Below are 16,762 nucleotides of genomic sequence, written 5' to 3'. Positions count from 1 at the left end.
CTAATTAGCACTTAATACTTCTACTATTTCATCCAGATCAATTTTATAAGATGGCTTATTAGATTTAGATGAGACAATATACTTATAATTTCCATATATATATTTCATAAAATTATTATTTATTTCTGATAATTTTTCATCATCTAACCCATATATATTTGCGAAACCAAGCATATCTACAGAGTGATGTAAAGAAAACACAAAAAGGCTTCTCCATATAATGTAATCTTTAGGAATTTCAAAATTAAATACCCACTCATAATCTATAACAAAAAATTTTCCATCTTTATCTAAAAATATATTCTCAAAAGAAATATCTACATTTGCTAATTCCATTATATCTTGCGGAGTTTCAATCTCCCATTTGCCAAATATTTTTTCAAACTCTAAAGAAGGTTTAAAAATAACTTTTCTTTTTGAAACCATGGAATCAACAAATCCTAAAAACCTTTCTAGATATTCCTGAAAAAGTTCTCTGTCATTATTTTTTATAGCCTTTAACATCAGCAAGTCTAAGGGATTACCATCAATAAACTCAAAAATAAGCCCCTGCTTTATTTTCTTGGGCTTAGCCAAGTTAAGCTTATAAGTAGTTTGAAGTAATTTATAATTTTTAAATATATTATTAAGATGCTGCCAAGCTTCTGGACACAAAGGCTCTTTGAGCGCATACCTCTTACCTTGGTTATCTTCTACAATCTTGGTAACTATCTGATACTCAGGTAATCTTTCTCTATTATATTTAGCAAAGATTGTTTTCACAGACGTGCCTCCACTAAAAAAGAATTAGCAAAAAAAGGAAACTGCTTATTTTCTATAATATTTTTAAAAACTTTTCGTTCATCAAAAAGCACGCACCTATCCCTATCCAAATTCGGACTATAAATATCAAAAAAATCGTTAATTTTAGGCAGGTAAGAATCACTATAAATAACTTTTGGCAATTTATAGTCTGGCATTGGATAGTAAAAATTGAGAGACTTAAATCCAACACTTCTTAAAAGCTCTTCCAATTCTATTTTTCCAAAAGTTCTAATTTGCGTATAAGGGGAATAACCTTCTATACTCTCAAAAAACTTTCCTGTATGATCTTCTCTAGCTCCAGCCCAATATTTAAGTCCAAATTTGTTTTCTATAGCAATAAACAATGTTCCATCATCTTTTAAATATTGTTTTAAATTATCTAAAAATATCTTAAAAGGTTCTTTTCCTGGAGTAAACCTAGCAGCATATTCTAAAACTCCAATTAGAGTTACATAATCAAATTTAGTATCTAACACTATATCATTAAGATTTCCAACTATTATCTCAATATTAAAAAAATCTTTATATCTATTATAAATTATTTCAGACCTTCTTTTAGATAACTCTATAGCAGTTACATTTTTAACTTTTCTAGCAAATAATCCAGTTAACGCACCACAACCAGCACCTATCTCTAAAAGAGAAGCTTTGTCATCAAAGTCATACCAATCTAAAATATTCTCCCTATTTGGCAAAAAATGATAAAGTATTGCCCAATTGCTAATATTATACACTATCTCCTGAAAATTTTTTTCCTTTTTTATAATATCTAAGATAATATTCTCAACATCTCCATCAGAATAACAATCCTGTCCCTTATAAAACTTTAGATTTAGCTTTGCCATAAGTTATCTTTTCCCTTACAACCACCTTTTTGCTAAAATAAAATTACCCCTACAAGCATCTAATATCATCCTGTTATCTTAGCAAATAACATGCCTATATTTTCCAATTATAAGCCATTGAGAAATTCCAAAAAAATTGTTAGTTATAGCCCATTATGCAAGCCTACCTCTATCATCTCTTTATCTTAGGCGGAATATACATCCTGCTTAGCAGTAGTCTAAATATTTTAGTTGGTCTGGGAGGATTGGTCTCCCTAGGGCATGCTGCTTTTTTTGGTTTAGGAGCCTATACTTCAGCCTTGCTTTCTTTGCACACTCAGCTTGGTTTTCCCCTTTTGCTCCTTTTATCTGGTTTAATAGCTTCTTTTGCCTCTATACTCGTAGGCATTCCAGCCCTAAAGTTAAAAGACGAATTTTTGGCAGTGGTAACACTGGGGCTAGGGATTATTTTTGAACTAATCTTAAAAAACCTAAATTTTACCGGTGGACCTGACGGGCTTTATGGTCTGCCCAATTTTAACCTTTCTTCCTTAAAACTGTTGTTATTAATCTGGGCAAATATTTCCCTTTGCCTTTTTCTTACCTTTCGCCTGAAAAAAAACCTCTGGGGCTTAAACCTTACTGCCATCAAAGAAAACGAGCTTACTGCTAAGGTTATGGGAATTCATCCCTTTCCTTTAAAAATTTTCCTTTTTGGACTCTCCAGTTTTTTTGCTGGCCTGGCAGGTTCTTTGTATGCTCACTATATTACCTTTATTGGACCCAATGTATTTGGTCTGCATACATCAGTTTTAATCCTTTGCATGGTTGTTTTGGGTGGAATGGGTACTATTTTTGGGCCTGTTCTGGGCAGTGTTGTGCTCTTTCTCTTACCAGAATTCTTACAATCTCTGGCAGACTATCAAGACCTCTTCTACGGCTCTCTTTTAATCCTCATACTTATCTTCAGGCCTCAAGGTTTATTAGGAAAAGGAAAAAAGGAATTAAAATGCTCTTTGTAAAAAGCCTCACCACTTATTATGGCCCTATAAAAATACTCAAATCTGTATCTCTGCACTTAAAAGAAGAAGAAATAGTTACTGTCATAGGAGCAAACGGAGCAGGTAAAACCACACTTTTAAAAACTATAGCAGGTATTTTGCCGCCTAAAAAAGGAGAGCTTGTTTTTCTTAATCAAAAAATAAATCATTTTTCTCCTCCTCAACGTCTAAAACTGGGCCTAAGCCTTTGTCCTGAAGGCAGAAAACTTTTTCCAGAGCTTTCGGTAAAGGATAATATCCTTTTAGGCGCTTTTTTAAATCAGGATAAAAAACAGGTAGAAGCCACTTTTCAACATTTACTAGCTTCTTTTCCCATTTTAGAAAAATTACTAAACCGAAAAGCCAAAAGCCTTTCTGGAGGAGAGCAGCAAATTGTAGCCCTGTGTCGGGCACTTATGTCAGACCCTAAACTCTTGCTTTTAGATGAACCTTCTCTGGGTCTGTCTCCACTTTTAACCAAAGAAATTTTAAAAACTATTTTGAAGTTAAACCGAGAGAAAAACTTAAGTGTCTTATTGGTAGAGCAAAATGCCAGAGCAGCCTTAAGGATTTGTCATCGGGCTTATGTGCTGGAAACAGGAAGAATTGTTCTGGAAGGTTCAGGACAAGACCTCTTAAATCACCCTGAAGTCAAAGAGGCTTATTTAGGCAAAGGCTATCAAGAAGTGTGGGAAAGAGAATAAATTTTAGTTTACAAACTCAAAGAGCATATAATCTACAAATTGCTCCCTTCTTGTAATATCCTCTGCTAGATTAAAATACCTGGTAGAAACAAAAATCTTACCTATTTCCTCTTCACTTTTTTTAGCTGCAAGTAGTTTAAGAGCTCCTTTTAAGGCACTATTGTCTAAAAAAGCTATCTTTTCTTCCCAGGTCAAAGGGAAAAAACCTAAGTTAACCAAAACATCAGCAGTTAAATTACTACCCAAAGCTCCAGAAACATAGATAGACTTTATATCCTTAAAAGCTATCCCGGCTTTAGTTAATAAAAAATTTATTCCCCAATTTAAAGCAGCTTTAACCTTTAAAATTTCTTCTATATCTTTTCCATCTAAATAAACTTCTTTATTTAAAAACAACTTATTATTTTTATATTGTAAATTCAGGTTTAATTTCCAATTTGAACCGGCTTGAAAATGACCTTTTCTATCCAATATATCCAAATTTAAAAGCAGGCTTAGTAAATATAAATAACCGGTCCCAGTTATTCTAAAATTATCCTGGGGTAATTTATTTTTTACTAAATCTAAAAGTTCTAGTTTGCTCACGCTATTCTCAGAAAAAATACCTCCAAAACTAAGGCCAACACCTTCCAAAGCAGGCCCCATGGCCACACTGGTACAAAATATTTCCCTTTCATTTTTAGCCAGAACCATTTCTCCATTGGTCCCAAAATCACAAAAAAGAAAAGGATACTCAGGGCCCTGCTCTAAAATAAAATAAAGTCCACTACTAATATCAGCGCCTACAAAAGGGCCTAACAAGGGCGGAATATATGCTTTTTTACCTAATATTTTCTCCCTGGTATTGCCTTTATAGGTGAGAAAAAAAGGACTTTTACTTAAGGAAGAGACATCTTTTCCCAGCAACAAATAAACCATTACCGAATTACCCGTAATGCACATAGGTTTATTATGATGCCCTATTATGGACTGCAAATCTTCTAAAAGTAGCTCCCTTAAGAAAAAAAGATTATTCTCCTTTAAGGCAAACTCCAATCTGCTTATAACTTCTGACCCTGCTCCCATTTGAGGATTTATTTTTTTACCCAGTAAAACAAATTTATTTTTCCTTATTCCTCCCCACTTTAAGGTGGTGGTTCCTATATCTATTCCCAGTAAATCCACTTCCTGAGCCAGACTAAGCCCCTTTTCCTTTTTAAAAAGAGGGATAGCTTCTTCACCCTTTTTAGGAATATGCTCACAGGCCAGTCTTATGCCCTCATTGATTTCTTTAGTTGTAAGGAGCTCTGCTTCTTTTAAAGTAGGTTTTGGTGCTTTATCCAAAAATTTGATTTTACATTTACCACACTTACCCAAGCCTGCGCAAACTGGAACATCTTTCAATTCTCCTAAAATCAGGAGATATTCCAGCCAGGAAGCATACTTTGCTGAACTTGAGAAAGTAATTGGCTTCATAGAATAGTTAAGTATTTTTCCTTTAAAGAGACAGCTTTGCCAATTACTGCTACCTGTTCCCTGTTCTGCTCAAAAAAAGCCAGAACCTGATCCAATAAAGAAGCATTAACTCCCAAAATCAGGCCGCCTGAGGTTTGGGCATCAAATAATAGATCCAATGTCAAATCATTGACCTTGCCCTTAATTTCCACCAATTGGGAACAAAAGTGTTTATTGGCATAACTTCCAGCAGGTATGAGTCCCATACCTGCCATTTCCAGAGCTGGCTCTAATAAAGGAACTTTATTGCTCCAGAGCTCTACTCCCACCCTGGAGGCTCTGGCCATTTCCAGTAGGTGCCCGCCCAGACCAAATCCAGTTACATCTGTAGCTGCCTTAAGACCAAAGCGCTTAATGGCTTCTCCACCTATCTTGTTTAATTTGCTACACAATTCAAACAGGAGCTTTTCAATAAACTCCTCTTCCCCTATTTCTCCTTTTAAGGCAGTAGCCAGCACACCAGTACCAATGGGTTTGGTTAAAAGCAAAAAGTCCCCAGGTTGAAGTCCCTTATTGCTGGCAAAATTATCAGGCTCCACCAGGCCAGTTACTGCTAGGCCGTATTTTATTTCTTCATCCTCTACACTATGCCCACCAGCTAGTGCTGCTCCTGCTTCTTCTATTTTAGCCAGGCCACCTCTTAAAATCTCTTTTAATACTTCTTTAGGCATGGTTTTTATGGGAAAACAAACCAGGTTCATTACTGCATAGGGCTCTCCACCCAGGGCATAGATATCAGAAAGGGAATTAGCAGCTGCAATCTGGCCAAACCAGTAAGGGTTATTCACTATGGGCGTAAAAAAATCCACACTTTGAACCAGGGCCTTACCTGCAGGTACTTTAATCACACTGGCATCTGCCCAGTCCAGAGGAGGAAGCAAAAAAACATCCTCTCTTGGCTTTGCTTCCAATTCCAAAAGTATTTCCTCCAGGTCCCCTGGAGAAATTTTAGAAGCTCAACCTGCAGCCTTGACAGTTTGCACCAATTTTTTACTCATACTACACCCTTGCCTTGCCTATATTGTTTTTAATAAACTCCCTTAGTTTGCAAAAAAGAGGAAAGGCTTCTCTTCTTGGATTCCAAACCAAATAAAAACTTCGGGAAAAATGTAAATCCTTTATTTTTACTTCCTTTAATAATCCCTTATCCAGATAATCTTTTACCACCATCCTGGAGGTAAACCCCAACCCAATGCCATTTAACACATATTGGACTAAAGCTTCTGTAGTTTTAACTTCCAGAACCACTGTTAACTCTGAAAAAGGCACATCTGCTTGATTTAAGGTCCTTTCCATGGCCTTTCTGGTGCCAGAGCCCTTTTCTCGCATGACCCAGGGCAAAGTCTTTAACTGGGAAAAGTTAAATACTTTAGTAAAATCCAGGTTTAATTCAGGACTGGCAATCACAATAAGGTCATCTTCCAAGACCTTTTCCACCTGTAAAAAATCATCTTCAAAAATTCCTCCCGTAAGACCAAAATCCACTTCTCCATTAATGGTTTTATTCCATATTTCCCAGGAATCACTCACTTCTAAGCTCACGCTAACTCGCGGATATTCCTTAAGAAAATTGGCCAAAACCGGAGGCAAAAGATAGGTGGCAGGAATGGTACTGGCTCCAATAATCACCTCTCCTTCCACCTGTTCTTTAAGCTCACTGATTTCTTGCTTGGTCTTTTTCAACAGGTCAAAGAGTTCACGCACCCTGGAAAAAAGCAACCTGCCTGCTGGAGTGGGCAAAGCATTCCTGCCGTTCCGATCAAAAAGCTTTACTCCCAGTTCTTTTTCTAAAGAAGAAATATGAGTACTTACAGTAGGCTGGGATAAAAAAATCTCCTCAGCAGCCCGGGAAAAAGAACCTGTTTTAAAGACATAATAAAAGGCTTCCAGTTTTCTCAAATCCATGAACTTTTCTCCTAATATTCAAATAAAAAATACTCTATATTCAAATTAACAATACTAGAAAATATAAAAAAAAGGAAGGTCTAAGACCTTCCTTTTTTTAATTTTTAAAAGTTAGGTTCAAAATCTACTTATTCTGCGCTTTCTGTATTTTCCTTGGCAGCAGTTTCTTCGGCTTTCTCCAGGTTCTCTTCTTTCTTTTCTCCGCTTACACTAAACTCAACAATTGCCATCTTGGCACAATCCCCTCTTCTAGGAAGGGCAAGCTTTACTACTCTAGTATAACCACCAGGAACATCTTTGAAACGAGGTCCAATTTCATCAAAAAGTTTTTTCACCAAACCGTGATTTTCCAGAATTTTAAAGGCCTGTCTTCTGGCAGGCAAATCATTACGCAAAGCCAGAGTGATAAGTTTATCAGCAACCCTTCTCAATTCTTTGGCCTTGGGTAAAGTGGTTTTAATACGACCATGGACTACCAAAGATTGAGCCATATTTTTAAACATGGCTTTTCTATGTTCCCAGGTTCTATTTAATTTGCGACCTTTTTTCTATGCCTCATCTTTATCCTTCCTCTTTAACCATTCTTTGTATTTTGCCTCAAAATTATCTATTTTCATGCCAAACTCTAACCCCAAACTATTCAGGACCCTCCAGATATCGTCCAAAGATTTACGGCCAAAGTTTTTAATCTTGAGCAACTCATTCTCTGTTTTTTGGACCAATTCACCCACCAAGGTAATGCCAACACTTTTCAAGCAATTGCTGGCCCTGGGTGGTAACTCTAAATCGTCAATATGTTTAAAGAGGTGTTCATTTAACTCCTCTTTTTCCTCTTTGCTTTCAGTATGAGAAGTGCTCTCCACTTCATCAAAATTAATAAAAATAGTGAGTTGCTCCTTTAAAATCTTGGCACTGTAAGCAACTGCGTCTTCTGGAGTTACAGAACCATCGGTCCAGACTTCCAGAATAAGCTTATCATAGTTGGTCATTTGCCCAACTCTAGCCTGCTCAACATTAAAAGCCACTTTTTTAACTGGAGAAAAGGAAGCATCTAGCTTAATAATCCCTATTTCATCATCCAAACCTTCATGCAACTCTGCCGGGACATAGCCCTTGCCCATTCTCACTTCCAGGTCAATTACAAAATCAATATCATCAGTCAGAGTAGCAATATGCAAATCAGGGTTTAGAACCTTTACCAAAGGACTTTCTTTAATCGCTCCAGCCTTTACTTCCCCCTTTTCATTGGCAATAAGCTGCAGGTGTTGGGGCTCTTCAGTACTCATGGCAAAACGAACTTGCTTTAGATTGAGGATGATATCTGTTACATCCTCTAATACTCCAGGAATAGTAGCAAATTCGTGTTGAACTCCTCTAATTTTAGCAGCAACAATAGCTGCTCCCTGTAAAGAAGATAAAAGCACTCTTCTCAGGGCATTGCCCAGAGTAGTACCATATCCTCTTTCCAAAGGCTCACAGATAAACTTGCCATAAGAATCTGTTGACTTCTCGTCACGGACAAGCTGTTTGGGCTTAACCAGTTCTGTCCAGTTGCGCGTATTAATAAGCTTGTCACCACTTCTAATCATATTATATCACCTACTTTTACTTGGAGTACAACTCAACAATGAGTTGTTCGTTAATTGGGAAGGTTACATCCTCACGGGTTGGCATAGCTTTAACTACACCTTTTAAATTACCTTCATCCACCTCTAACCAAGCTGGAATACCTTTTCTGGCCAAAGTTTCCAGGGCATTTTTAAAGATTAACTTTTCTTTACTTTTGGCCTTTACTTCTATGACATCATTTTCCTTAACTAAAAAAGAAGGAATATTCACCTTACGACCATTTACTAAAAAATGACCATGTCTAACTAACTGCCTGGCTTGAATTCTGGATTCAGCCATACCCAGTCTATAGACTACATTATCCAATCTTCTTTCTAATAAAATAAGCAAATTGGCACCAGTGGCACCTTTCTGGCGAGCTGCCTCTTTAAAGTAATTTTTAAACTGTTTTTCCAGAACTCCGTAAAGTCTTTTTACCTTTTGCTTTTCTCTTAACTGCAAAGCATAGTCAGTCAATTTTTTACGCATCCTTCCATGCATACCCGGAGCAAAAGGACGCCTTTCAAAAGCACATTTATCAGTAAAACATCGGTCGCCTTTTAAGAAGAGCTTGGTGCCCTCTCTGCGACACAAACGACATCTTGCTTCTCTATATCTAGCCAATTTATTCCTCCTTTACACTCTACGCCTTTTAGGTGGACGACAGCCATTATGGGGTACAGGAGTAATATCCCGAATAAAACGAACCTTAAAACCTGCTGCACCAATAGCACGCATGGCTGATTCTCGTCCTGCACCTGGGCCTTTTACTAAAATTCCTACAGTTCTCATTCCATGATCTTGAGCAGCTTTGGCTGCCATCTCTGCTGCCTTTTGAGCAGCAAAGGGGGTACTCTTTCTAGAGCCCTTAAAACCTGCTGTTCCAGAGCTAGCCCAGGCAATTACATTACCTTTCATATCAGTGAAAGTAACAATAGTATTATTAAAGGAAGAAGTGATATAGACCAATCCAGTAGGAATGTTCTTTTTCTCTTTCTTCTTACCGCCTCTTCTACGTTTTGCCATTTATGTTACTCCTAGCTTAATTACTTTTTCTTTTTCTTCATCAAAGACCTACGAGGACCTTTACGAGTACGGGCGTTGGTGTGAGTACGCTGTCCTCTTACTGGCAGTCCTCTTCTGTGTCTAAGACCACGATAACAACCAATATCCATAAGCCTCTTAATATTGGCTGTTACCTCTCTTCTTAAATCACCTTCCACCTTGTAGTTGTTTTCAATTTCATTTCTAATGGCATTTACTTCTTCTGGTGTCAGGTCATCAGATTTTCTAGTCCACTCAATTCCTGTAGCCTCTAAAATTTTCAAGGCTGTAGTTCTGCCAATCCCATAAATATAGGTCAAGGCAATATCAATACGTTTGTTTTTAGGCAGTTCTACTCCAGCTATTCTAGCCACATCTACCCCCTAACCTTGTCTTTGTTTGTGCCGTGGGTTTTCACAGATTACTCGCAAAATCCCTTTACGGCGAATTATCTTACACTTGGAACACATTTTCTTTACAGATGGTCTAACCTTCATAATTCCCCCACTAAACTTGGCTTAAAATCTCAGGACCTTCTGAAGTTATGGCTATGGTATGCTCAAAATGAGCAGCCAAACTTCCATCTTTGGTTACGGCGGTCCAGTTATCCTTTAAAATCTCAACTTCATCAGTACCCACTGCCACCATTGGTTCTATCGCCAGAGTCATGCCAACTTTGAGAGGGATCTTATTGGCATTGATTGGTACAAAATTTGGTACCTCCGGCTTTTCGTGTAAGCGGGTGCCAATTCCGTGCCCAACAAAACGTTTTACTATGTGAAAGCCCCTAGCCTCCACATAGCTTTGAATAGCCGCGGATATATCGTATAAATTATTACCTACTTTAGCCTGCTCAATTCCCTTATAAAGGGACTTTTCTGTAACCTGCATCAATTCTCGAGCCTGAGGGCTAATCTCTCCTACTGCAAAAGTCCTGGCTGCATCTCCGTAAAAGCCTTTATAAACAACTCCCATATCCACACTTAAAATATCGCCTGTCTGTAGCTCTCTACTTGAAGGAAAGCCGTGAACTATCTGCTCATTTACCGAACAACATAAAATATAGGGATAACCATGATATCCCTTAAAAGCAGGTTTAACTTTATATTTCTGGCAAAGGCTTTCTGCTTTACGCTCTAGGTCCAGGGTTGTCAATCCCGGAGCTATCTCCTTTTCCAGCTCTGCCAGGATTAAGGCCACTATTCGATTGGCCTCACGCATGAGGCCAATCTCTTCCTTATTTTTTAAAAATATCCCCTTATACTTTTTCAAACTAAAAACGACGCCCTTTTATTTTGGTTTTGCCCATAAGTCCTTCGTACTGACCACTAATGAAGTAGGACTGCACCTGAGACATGGTATCCATGGCCACACCCACAACAATCAACAAAGCAGTACCACCGTAATAAAAGGGAACATTAAACTGCTTAATCAAAATCATGGGCAAAATACAAACTACAGAAACATAAATGGCTCCCCAGAAGGTCAACCTGGACAACACCTTATCAATATATTCTTTGGTCTTTTCACCAGGTCTTATTCCAGGAATAAAGCCCCCATGATTTTTTAAATTTTCAGCAATATCCTTGGGGTCAAAAATAATTGCTGTGTAAAAATAACAGAAAAATACAATAAGCCCAATATAAATGACACTATACCAGATGGTACCAGGCAAAAAATAACTGGCTATCTGTTTTACCCAATCCACATTGGAAAAATTAGCCACAGTAGCTGGAAACATCAAAATAGAAGAAGCAAAAATAGGAGGAATAACTCCAGCAGTATTTAAACGCAAAGGCAAATGACTGGTCTGGCCTCCATATAACTTCCTTCCCACCATACGCTTGGCATATTGGATGGGAATCTTGCGTATTGCTCTTTCCACATAAACAATTCCAATTAAAACAGCTACCATAATGAGTAAAACAAAAAGAACTGTAAAAAGAGTGGCCTCACCAGTGCTAATCAAACGAAAAGAGTTTACAAGAGCACCAGGTAGACGGGCAATGATTCCAGCAAAAATAATCAGGGAAATACCATTACCAATCCCAAATTCAGTTATCTGTTCACCCAACCACATCAAAAAGACTGTACCCGCAGTAAGCGTAATCATGGTGGTCAGACGAAAGGCCCAGCCAGCCTGATACACAATAGGTGTTCCGGTAGGACTGGTCATGTTTTCCAGACCAATGGCAATACCTACACCCTGAATTAAGGTAATAACTACAGTTAAGTAACGAGTATACTGGGTTATCTTTTTTCTACCCGCAGCACCTTCTTCCTTGCTCAAGCGCTGGAGTTCAGGAATTACTGCAGTCAAAAGTTGTAAAATAATAGAGGCAGAAATGTAGGGCATAATACCCAAAGCAAAAATGGAGAGCCTGTTTAGCCCTCCACCAGAAAACATATCAAAAAGTCCAAACAGGGTATTTTTGGCCTGTCCAAAAAAAGCAGCTAAGGCGCTACCATCTACTCCAGGTACAGGAACATGAATTCCTATTCTGTAAACAGCCAAAAGTAAAAAAGTAATTAAAATTCTCTTTTTTAACTCACCTGCACCTGTACCAATACCAGCACCAATACCAGGAGTTTGTGCCCGTGCCATATTAACCTTCCAAAGGAGTTACGCTCCCACCCGCTTTTTCGATTTTTTCTTTAGCGGATTTGCTAAACTTGTGAGCTGTTATTTTTAAAGGACGATTTAGTTCACCCTCTCCCAAAACCTTTACAGGCAAATTCTTCTTTACCAAACCACTGGCATAAAAATCTTCTATGGAAATCTCTTCCTTATCCTGAAACTTCTCAGCCAATACACCTAAGTTCACTATAGCATATTCCACTCTAAAGGGATTTTTAAAGCCTCGCTTGGGCAATCTTCTTTGCAAAGGCATCTGCCCACCTTCAAACCAGCGAGCAACCTTGCCTCCACTTCTGGACTTCTGTCCCTTATGTCCTCTACAAGAAGTTCCACCGTGGCCACTTCCATCTCCGCGGCCCACACGTTTTCTTTCCTTACGTTCGTGCTCAAAAGGATATAATTCATGCAGCTTCATTATTCCACCACCTCAACAAAGTTTTCAACTTTTTTAATCATTCCCAAAACTGCATCATTTTTAGGAAGTTCTTTTACCTGATTTATTTTCCTCAGCCCTAAAGCCTGAATAGTCTTTTTTTGTTTAGGCTTTAAGCCAATAAGACTTCTTTTCAATTTTACCTTAATCATGGCCACTCCTACTTCACAAGCCTAACTTTTTTACCTCTCATTAAACTTACCTGTTCTGGAGTAACAAGCTCACTCAAGCCTTGAATAGTTGCTTTTAATACATTGTGAGGATTATTGCTTCCCAAAGACTTGGTGAGAATATCCTTTACCCCTAAAACCTCCAAAACAGCACGTACAGCACCACCTGCAATAATACCAGTACCCTGACTGGCGGGCTTTAGCAAAACTCTACTGGAACAATATTCACCAATCACTTGAAAAGGGATGGTGGTACCATGAAGAGGTACTTCTATCATATTTTTTCTAGCCTTTTCTGTAGCCTTTCTAATGGCATCAGGTACCTGATTGGCCTTACCCAAACCATAGCCAACCTTACCCTGACCATCTCCCACAACTACCAAGGCACTAAAGCTAAACCTTCTTCCACCTTTAACAACCTTAGCAACTCGATTGAGGTAAACTATTTTCTCTATCAGTTCAAACTCTTTCTTTTCCATGATCACCCTCTTAAAATTTTAGTCCACCTTCCCTGGCTCCATCAGCCAAAGCTTTTACTCTACCATGATATAAATAACCATTACGGTCAAAAACTACCTGCTCAATATTTTTGCCTTTGGCCAGTTCAGCCACCTTTTTCCCCACTTCTTTGGCCACCTCTTTGGTAACATTTTTCTTTCCCATTACCAAAGAGCTATAAGAAACCAAGGTTTTACCAGCCAAATCATCAATAACCTGGGCATAAATATATCTATTGGAACGAAATACTACCAAACGGGGACGCTCACTTGTACCCCTAATTTTTTTTCTAATTCTAATTTTTCTTTTCAGCCTAGCTTCTTGTCTGGTTTTTCTCATTGCTCTCACCTATTTCTTACCAGTTTTACCAGCTTTACGCCTAATCTGCTCGTCAATATACTTGATACCCTTACCCTTATAAGGCTCTGGTGGTCTCACTCTTCTAATGCGAGCTGCATACTCACCCACCATTTCTTTGTTAATACCAGAAATAGTAAGTTTGTTTCCTTCCACCTCAGCCTTAAGCTCTTTGGGCAATTCCATTTTTACTGGATGAGAATATCCAACATTGAGCTCTACAGTGTTGCCTTTAACCGCCACTTTATAACCCACACCAACTACTTCCAGAGTCTTTTTAAACCCTTCACTTACTCCAATAACAGCATTATTTAAAAGAGTTCTACGCAATCCATGTTGCTCTTTGGCTACTCTAGTATCATCGCTTCTTTCCACAAAAATTTCCTCGCCTTCCTGGCGATAAGAAATCTTTGGATGCGTACTTAAAGTAAGTTGGCCTTTGGGGCCTTTTACCAGAATCTGGTCTTTTTCAACTTTTACTTCTACCCCTTTGGGTAGTTTTACTGGCTTTTTCCCAATTCTTGACATGACAAAACTCCTACCAAACCTCACAGATTAATTCGCCACCAACATTTTCTTTACGGGCCTGCCTACCTTCCATAATTCCCTTAGGAGTTGATAAAATCGCTATGCCCAACCCATTCCGTACAATAGGTATTTCCTTTGCTTTTACATAAACTCGCCTGCTGGGCTTACTTATTTTTTGCAAACCCTTAATTACTGGCTGACCATTGTAATACTTCAGAAAAACCTTTAACTCTCTATCTTCAGCAATATAATCCTTGATAAAGCCCTCTTCCTTTAAGATTCGTAAAATTTCTTCTTTAAGACGACTCCTAGGAATGGATACCTCTTTGTGTCTGGCCAAATGGGCATTACGAATTCGGGTCAACAAATCTGCAATAGGATCTGTTAATTGCATTTTAATTCTCCTTACCAACTAGATTTTCTAACGCCCGGCAATTCTCCCGCCAAAGCCATGTTTCTAAAACAAATACGACAAATTCCAAAACGCCTCAAAAAAGCCCGAGGCCGACCACAGAGAGGACAGCGATTATACTTTCTAGTAGAAAATTTTGGTTTTCTCTTGGCCTTAACTATTAATGCTTTACGCGCCACTAGGTATCCTCCTTACTTCTTAAAAGGCAATCCCAGCATATCCAATAAGACCTTGCCTTCTTTATCTGTCTTTGCGCTGGTTACAATAGAAATGTTCATTCCTTTTACTCGATCTACTTTATCTAGATCGATCTCTGGGAATATGGTGTGCTCTCTAATTCCCAGAGTAAAATTGCCCCTTCCATCAAACCCTCTGTCAGGGATTCCTCTAAAGTCCCTCACCCTGGGCAAGGCAACATTAAATAACTTATCCAAAAATGCCCACATACGTTCCCTGCGCAAGGTAACCCTGACTCCTACTGGCTGTCCTTCTCTTAATTTAAACGCAGCTATAGATTTTTTTGCACGGGTAATTACAGCCTTTTGACCTGCAATCAAAGTTAACTCTTCTACAGCATCTTGAATAAGTTTGTTGTTTTGACTGCCTTCCCCTAACCCCATGTTAAGAGATACCTTTAATATTCTAGGTACCTCCATGGAGGAACTATACTTAAATTCTTCCATTAAATGAGGAACTATTTTCTCTTGGTATAACTTCTCTAACCTCATCATTATCGCACCTTACTAATTACTTCATTACATTTTTTACAGTAGCGTACTTTCTTACCCTCTTCTGTAAACTTAAAGCCGACACGAGTTGGCTTAGCACAAGACTCACACATTAAAGCTACATTAGAGATATCAATAGGAGCTTCTTTCTCCACAATCCCTCCAGATTCATTACGGTAGGGATTGGGTTTAACATGCCTTTTTACCTTGTTAACCCCTTCTACTATAACTTTATGCTTGTCTTTTAAAATTTTAATTACTTTGCCAACTTTATTCTTATCTTTGCCGGCAATCACCATCACTTTATCATTTACCAAAATCTTCTGTGCCATTTTACAGTACCTCAGGAGCTAAAGATACAATCTTCATAAAATTTTTACTTCTAAGCTCACGACCTACAGGACCAAAGATACGTGTCCCAATAGGCTCTAAGTTCTTGTTTAAAAGAACTGCTGCATTTTCGTCAAAACGAATATATGAGCCATCAGGACGACCTACTTCCTTCTTGGTCCTAACAATTACAGCCTTGTACACATCACCTTTTTTTACCTTGGAGTGAGGAATAGCTTCCTTTACTGAAACCACAATGATATCTCCAATGGAAGCATACCTCCTCTTGGAGCCGCCCAAAACTTTAATGCAGGCGACTTTCTTAGCCCCAGAATTATCAGCTACCTCTAATCTACTTTCCACCTGTATCATCGCCCACCTCGTTACTTAGCTTTTTCTATGATACGCACCAAATGCCAGCGTTTGCGGGCACTAAGAGGTCTGGATTCAATAATCTCCACTTTATCCCCAATCTTACATTCATTATTGGGGTCATGGGCCATAAACTTTTTTCTTCTTTTAATATACTTACCCAAAAGTGGATGTTTTACCAACCTATCTACTCGCACCACAATGGTCTTATCACTTTTATCACTTACAACAATACCAACTAATTTACGCCTATTTGTTCTCATTTTGAGACTCCAACTCTTTTTCACGTAATACTGTTAAAACCCTGGCTATATCTTTTTTTACCTGGGGAATACGCTGAGTATTTTCCAGTTGTGCTGTGGCATGCTGAAAACGTAAATTAAATAGTCCTCTTCTTAATTCCTGCAATTTTTTATGCAATTCACCAACAGCCAACTTACGCAGTTCTTTTGCCTTCACTTCTACATCTCCTTAACCACAATAGCGGTTTTTATAGGTAGCTTATAAGAGGCTCTGCGCAAGGCCTCTTTTGCCAATTCAATGCTTACCCCTTTAATTTCATACAAAATTTTACCAGGCTTAACAGGAGCACACCATCCTACAGGAGAGCCTTTTCCACTTCCCATTCTAGTTTCAGCAGGCTTGGCAGTAATGGGTTTATCAGGAAAAATTCTAATAAAAATTTTACCGCCTCTTCTAATATGTCTAATCATGGCTACACGAGCAGCCTCTATCTGCTGATTGGTAAGCTTACCGTGCTCCAAAGCCTTTAACCCCACATCACCAAAACTCACCTTATTTCCTCGATGAGCCTTTCCTTTTAGTCTTCCCTTTTGCTGCTTACGATATTTAATTCTTTTTGGACTAAGCATT

28 protein-coding genes are annotated in these 16,762 nt (G+C 38.3%); 2 read left to right on the top strand and 26 right to left on the bottom strand.

Annotated elements, in window-relative coordinates:
- Both ACZ42F_RS00765 and ACZ42F_RS00760 read right to left on the bottom strand, forming a co-directional pair.
- On the bottom strand, positions 1 to 762 hold the full coding sequence (locus tag ACZ42F_RS00765) for a hypothetical protein (protein WP_464279376.1): 762 nt from the start codon (positions 760 to 762) through the stop codon (positions 1 to 3).
- Entirely contained in the window at positions 759 to 1,649 is an 891-nt protein-coding gene (locus ACZ42F_RS00760; RefSeq protein ID WP_464279375.1) for a class I SAM-dependent methyltransferase, read from the bottom strand. The genes ACZ42F_RS00765 and ACZ42F_RS00760 overlap by 4 nt, the downstream gene beginning before the upstream one ends.
- A 155-nt stretch (positions 1,650 to 1,804) precedes the next feature.
- On the opposite strand from ACZ42F_RS00760, the gene ACZ42F_RS00755 reads away from it, so the two are divergent.
- Entirely contained in the window at positions 1,805 to 2,650 is an 846-nt protein-coding gene (locus ACZ42F_RS00755) for a branched-chain amino acid ABC transporter permease (RefSeq protein ID WP_464279374.1), read from the top strand.
- Positions 2,638 to 3,372 carry an ABC transporter ATP-binding protein gene (locus tag ACZ42F_RS00750; protein WP_464279373.1) on the top strand — a complete coding sequence of 245 codons (735 nt, stop codon included), beginning with the start codon at positions 2,638 to 2,640 and terminating at the stop codon, positions 3,370 to 3,372. Before ACZ42F_RS00755 ends, ACZ42F_RS00750 begins: the two co-directional genes overlap by 13 nt.
- A gap of 3 nt (positions 3,373 to 3,375) precedes the next feature.
- Here ACZ42F_RS00750 and ACZ42F_RS00745 read toward each other — a convergent pair whose 3' ends face one another.
- From ACZ42F_RS00745 to rplP, 24 genes are all read right to left on the bottom strand, one after another.
- Positions 3,376 to 4,827 carry an ASKHA domain-containing protein gene (locus ACZ42F_RS00745; RefSeq protein WP_464279372.1) on the bottom strand — a complete coding sequence of 484 codons (1,452 nt, stop codon included), beginning with the start codon at positions 4,825 to 4,827 and terminating at the stop codon, positions 3,376 to 3,378.
- Entirely contained in the window at positions 4,824 to 5,864 is a 1,041-nt protein-coding gene (gene selD / locus ACZ42F_RS00740; RefSeq protein ID WP_464279371.1) for a selenide, water dikinase SelD, read from the bottom strand. Before selD ends, ACZ42F_RS00745 begins: the two co-directional genes overlap by 4 nt.
- A 1-nt stretch (position 5,865) precedes the next feature.
- Entirely contained in the window at positions 5,866 to 6,771 is a 906-nt protein-coding gene (locus tag ACZ42F_RS00735) for a selenium metabolism-associated LysR family transcriptional regulator (protein WP_029965549.1), read from the bottom strand.
- 128 nt (positions 6,772 to 6,899) lie between these two features.
- Complete coding sequence (gene rplQ / locus ACZ42F_RS00730; RefSeq protein ID WP_464279370.1) at positions 6,900 to 7,274, bottom strand: 50S ribosomal protein L17; 375 nt, start codon at positions 7,272 to 7,274, stop codon at positions 6,900 to 6,902.
- A 45-nt stretch (positions 7,275 to 7,319) separates the two neighbouring features.
- Positions 7,320 to 8,360 (bottom strand): DNA-directed RNA polymerase subunit alpha, encoded by a 1,041-nt coding sequence (locus ACZ42F_RS00725; RefSeq protein ID WP_029965546.1) that lies wholly within the window; start codon positions 8,358 to 8,360, stop codon positions 7,320 to 7,322.
- A gap of 16 nt (positions 8,361 to 8,376) precedes the next feature.
- Complete coding sequence (gene rpsD / locus ACZ42F_RS00720) at positions 8,377 to 9,003, bottom strand: 30S ribosomal protein S4 (protein ID WP_029965545.1); 627 nt, start codon at positions 9,001 to 9,003, stop codon at positions 8,377 to 8,379.
- 12 nt (positions 9,004 to 9,015) lie between these two features.
- Complete coding sequence (gene rpsK / locus ACZ42F_RS00715; RefSeq protein WP_029965544.1) at positions 9,016 to 9,405, bottom strand: 30S ribosomal protein S11; 390 nt, start codon at positions 9,403 to 9,405, stop codon at positions 9,016 to 9,018.
- Between the two features lie 20 nt (positions 9,406 to 9,425).
- Positions 9,426 to 9,797, bottom strand: coding sequence for a 30S ribosomal protein S13 (gene rpsM, locus ACZ42F_RS00710; RefSeq protein WP_029965543.1), 372 nt, complete (start codon positions 9,795 to 9,797; stop codon positions 9,426 to 9,428).
- A 9-nt stretch (positions 9,798 to 9,806) separates the two neighbouring features.
- Positions 9,807 to 9,920 (bottom strand): 50S ribosomal protein L36, encoded by a 114-nt coding sequence (gene rpmJ, locus ACZ42F_RS00705; RefSeq protein WP_464279369.1) that lies wholly within the window; start codon positions 9,918 to 9,920, stop codon positions 9,807 to 9,809.
- A 10-nt stretch (positions 9,921 to 9,930) separates the two neighbouring features.
- A complete protein-coding gene (gene map, locus ACZ42F_RS00700; RefSeq protein ID WP_029965542.1) occupies positions 9,931 to 10,695 on the bottom strand; it encodes a type I methionyl aminopeptidase in 765 nt (254 codons plus the stop codon).
- A 1-nt stretch (position 10,696) separates the two neighbouring features.
- Positions 10,697 to 12,028 carry a preprotein translocase subunit SecY gene (gene secY, locus ACZ42F_RS00695; RefSeq protein WP_464279368.1) on the bottom strand — a complete coding sequence of 444 codons (1,332 nt, stop codon included), beginning with the start codon at positions 12,026 to 12,028 and terminating at the stop codon, positions 10,697 to 10,699.
- Between the two features lies 1 nt (position 12,029).
- The gene (gene rplO / locus ACZ42F_RS00690) at positions 12,030 to 12,476 is read right to left on the bottom strand and encodes a 50S ribosomal protein L15 (protein ID WP_029965540.1); all 447 of its coding nucleotides are present in this window, start codon (positions 12,474 to 12,476) and stop codon (positions 12,030 to 12,032) included.
- Positions 12,476 to 12,646, bottom strand: coding sequence for a 50S ribosomal protein L30 (gene rpmD, locus ACZ42F_RS00685; protein ID WP_029965539.1), 171 nt, complete (start codon positions 12,644 to 12,646; stop codon positions 12,476 to 12,478). The genes rplO and rpmD overlap by 1 nt, the downstream gene beginning before the upstream one ends.
- Positions 12,647 to 12,654: 8 nt before the next feature.
- Positions 12,655 to 13,143 carry a 30S ribosomal protein S5 gene (gene rpsE / locus ACZ42F_RS00680; RefSeq protein ID WP_029965537.1) on the bottom strand — a complete coding sequence of 163 codons (489 nt, stop codon included), beginning with the start codon at positions 13,141 to 13,143 and terminating at the stop codon, positions 12,655 to 12,657.
- A gap of 10 nt (positions 13,144 to 13,153) precedes the next feature.
- Complete coding sequence (gene rplR, locus ACZ42F_RS00675; RefSeq protein WP_029965536.1) at positions 13,154 to 13,501, bottom strand: 50S ribosomal protein L18; 348 nt, start codon at positions 13,499 to 13,501, stop codon at positions 13,154 to 13,156.
- 9 nt (positions 13,502 to 13,510) lie between these two features.
- A complete protein-coding gene (gene rplF, locus ACZ42F_RS00670; RefSeq protein ID WP_029965534.1) occupies positions 13,511 to 14,047 on the bottom strand; it encodes a 50S ribosomal protein L6 in 537 nt (178 codons plus the stop codon).
- 10 nt (positions 14,048 to 14,057) lie between these two features.
- The gene (rpsH, locus tag ACZ42F_RS00665; RefSeq protein WP_029965532.1) at positions 14,058 to 14,441 is read right to left on the bottom strand and encodes a 30S ribosomal protein S8; all 384 of its coding nucleotides are present in this window, start codon (positions 14,439 to 14,441) and stop codon (positions 14,058 to 14,060) included.
- An 11-nt stretch (positions 14,442 to 14,452) separates the two neighbouring features.
- A complete protein-coding gene (locus tag ACZ42F_RS00660; protein WP_092066485.1) occupies positions 14,453 to 14,638 on the bottom strand; it encodes a type Z 30S ribosomal protein S14 in 186 nt (61 codons plus the stop codon).
- Positions 14,639 to 14,650: 12 nt separating this feature from the next.
- Complete coding sequence (gene rplE, locus ACZ42F_RS00655) at positions 14,651 to 15,190, bottom strand: 50S ribosomal protein L5 (protein WP_029965531.1); 540 nt, start codon at positions 15,188 to 15,190, stop codon at positions 14,651 to 14,653.
- Positions 15,190 to 15,519 carry a 50S ribosomal protein L24 gene (gene rplX / locus ACZ42F_RS00650; RefSeq protein WP_029965530.1) on the bottom strand — a complete coding sequence of 110 codons (330 nt, stop codon included), beginning with the start codon at positions 15,517 to 15,519 and terminating at the stop codon, positions 15,190 to 15,192. The genes rplE and rplX overlap by 1 nt, the downstream gene beginning before the upstream one ends.
- A gap of 1 nt (position 15,520) precedes the next feature.
- Positions 15,521 to 15,889: a 50S ribosomal protein L14 gene (gene rplN / locus ACZ42F_RS00645; protein ID WP_029965529.1), complete on the bottom strand. Its 369-nt coding sequence runs from the start codon at positions 15,887 to 15,889 to the stop codon at positions 15,521 to 15,523.
- An 11-nt stretch (positions 15,890 to 15,900) separates the two neighbouring features.
- Positions 15,901 to 16,152 (bottom strand): 30S ribosomal protein S17, encoded by a 252-nt coding sequence (gene rpsQ, locus ACZ42F_RS00640; protein ID WP_029965527.1) that lies wholly within the window; start codon positions 16,150 to 16,152, stop codon positions 15,901 to 15,903.
- On the bottom strand, positions 16,139 to 16,348 hold the full coding sequence (gene rpmC, locus ACZ42F_RS00635) for a 50S ribosomal protein L29 (protein ID WP_464279367.1): 210 nt from the start codon (positions 16,346 to 16,348) through the stop codon (positions 16,139 to 16,141). Before rpmC ends, rpsQ begins: the two co-directional genes overlap by 14 nt.
- Positions 16,349 to 16,350: 2 nt before the next feature.
- On the bottom strand, positions 16,351 to 16,761 hold the full coding sequence (gene rplP / locus ACZ42F_RS00630; RefSeq protein WP_029965525.1) for a 50S ribosomal protein L16: 411 nt from the start codon (positions 16,759 to 16,761) through the stop codon (positions 16,351 to 16,353).
- Position 16,762: the final 1 nt, after the last annotated feature.

The sequence above is a fragment of the Desulfonauticus autotrophicus genome (assembly GCF_055381725.1).
The sequence above is the reverse complement of the archived record's forward strand: the minus strand, read 5'-3'. Positions and strand labels throughout refer to the sequence as shown.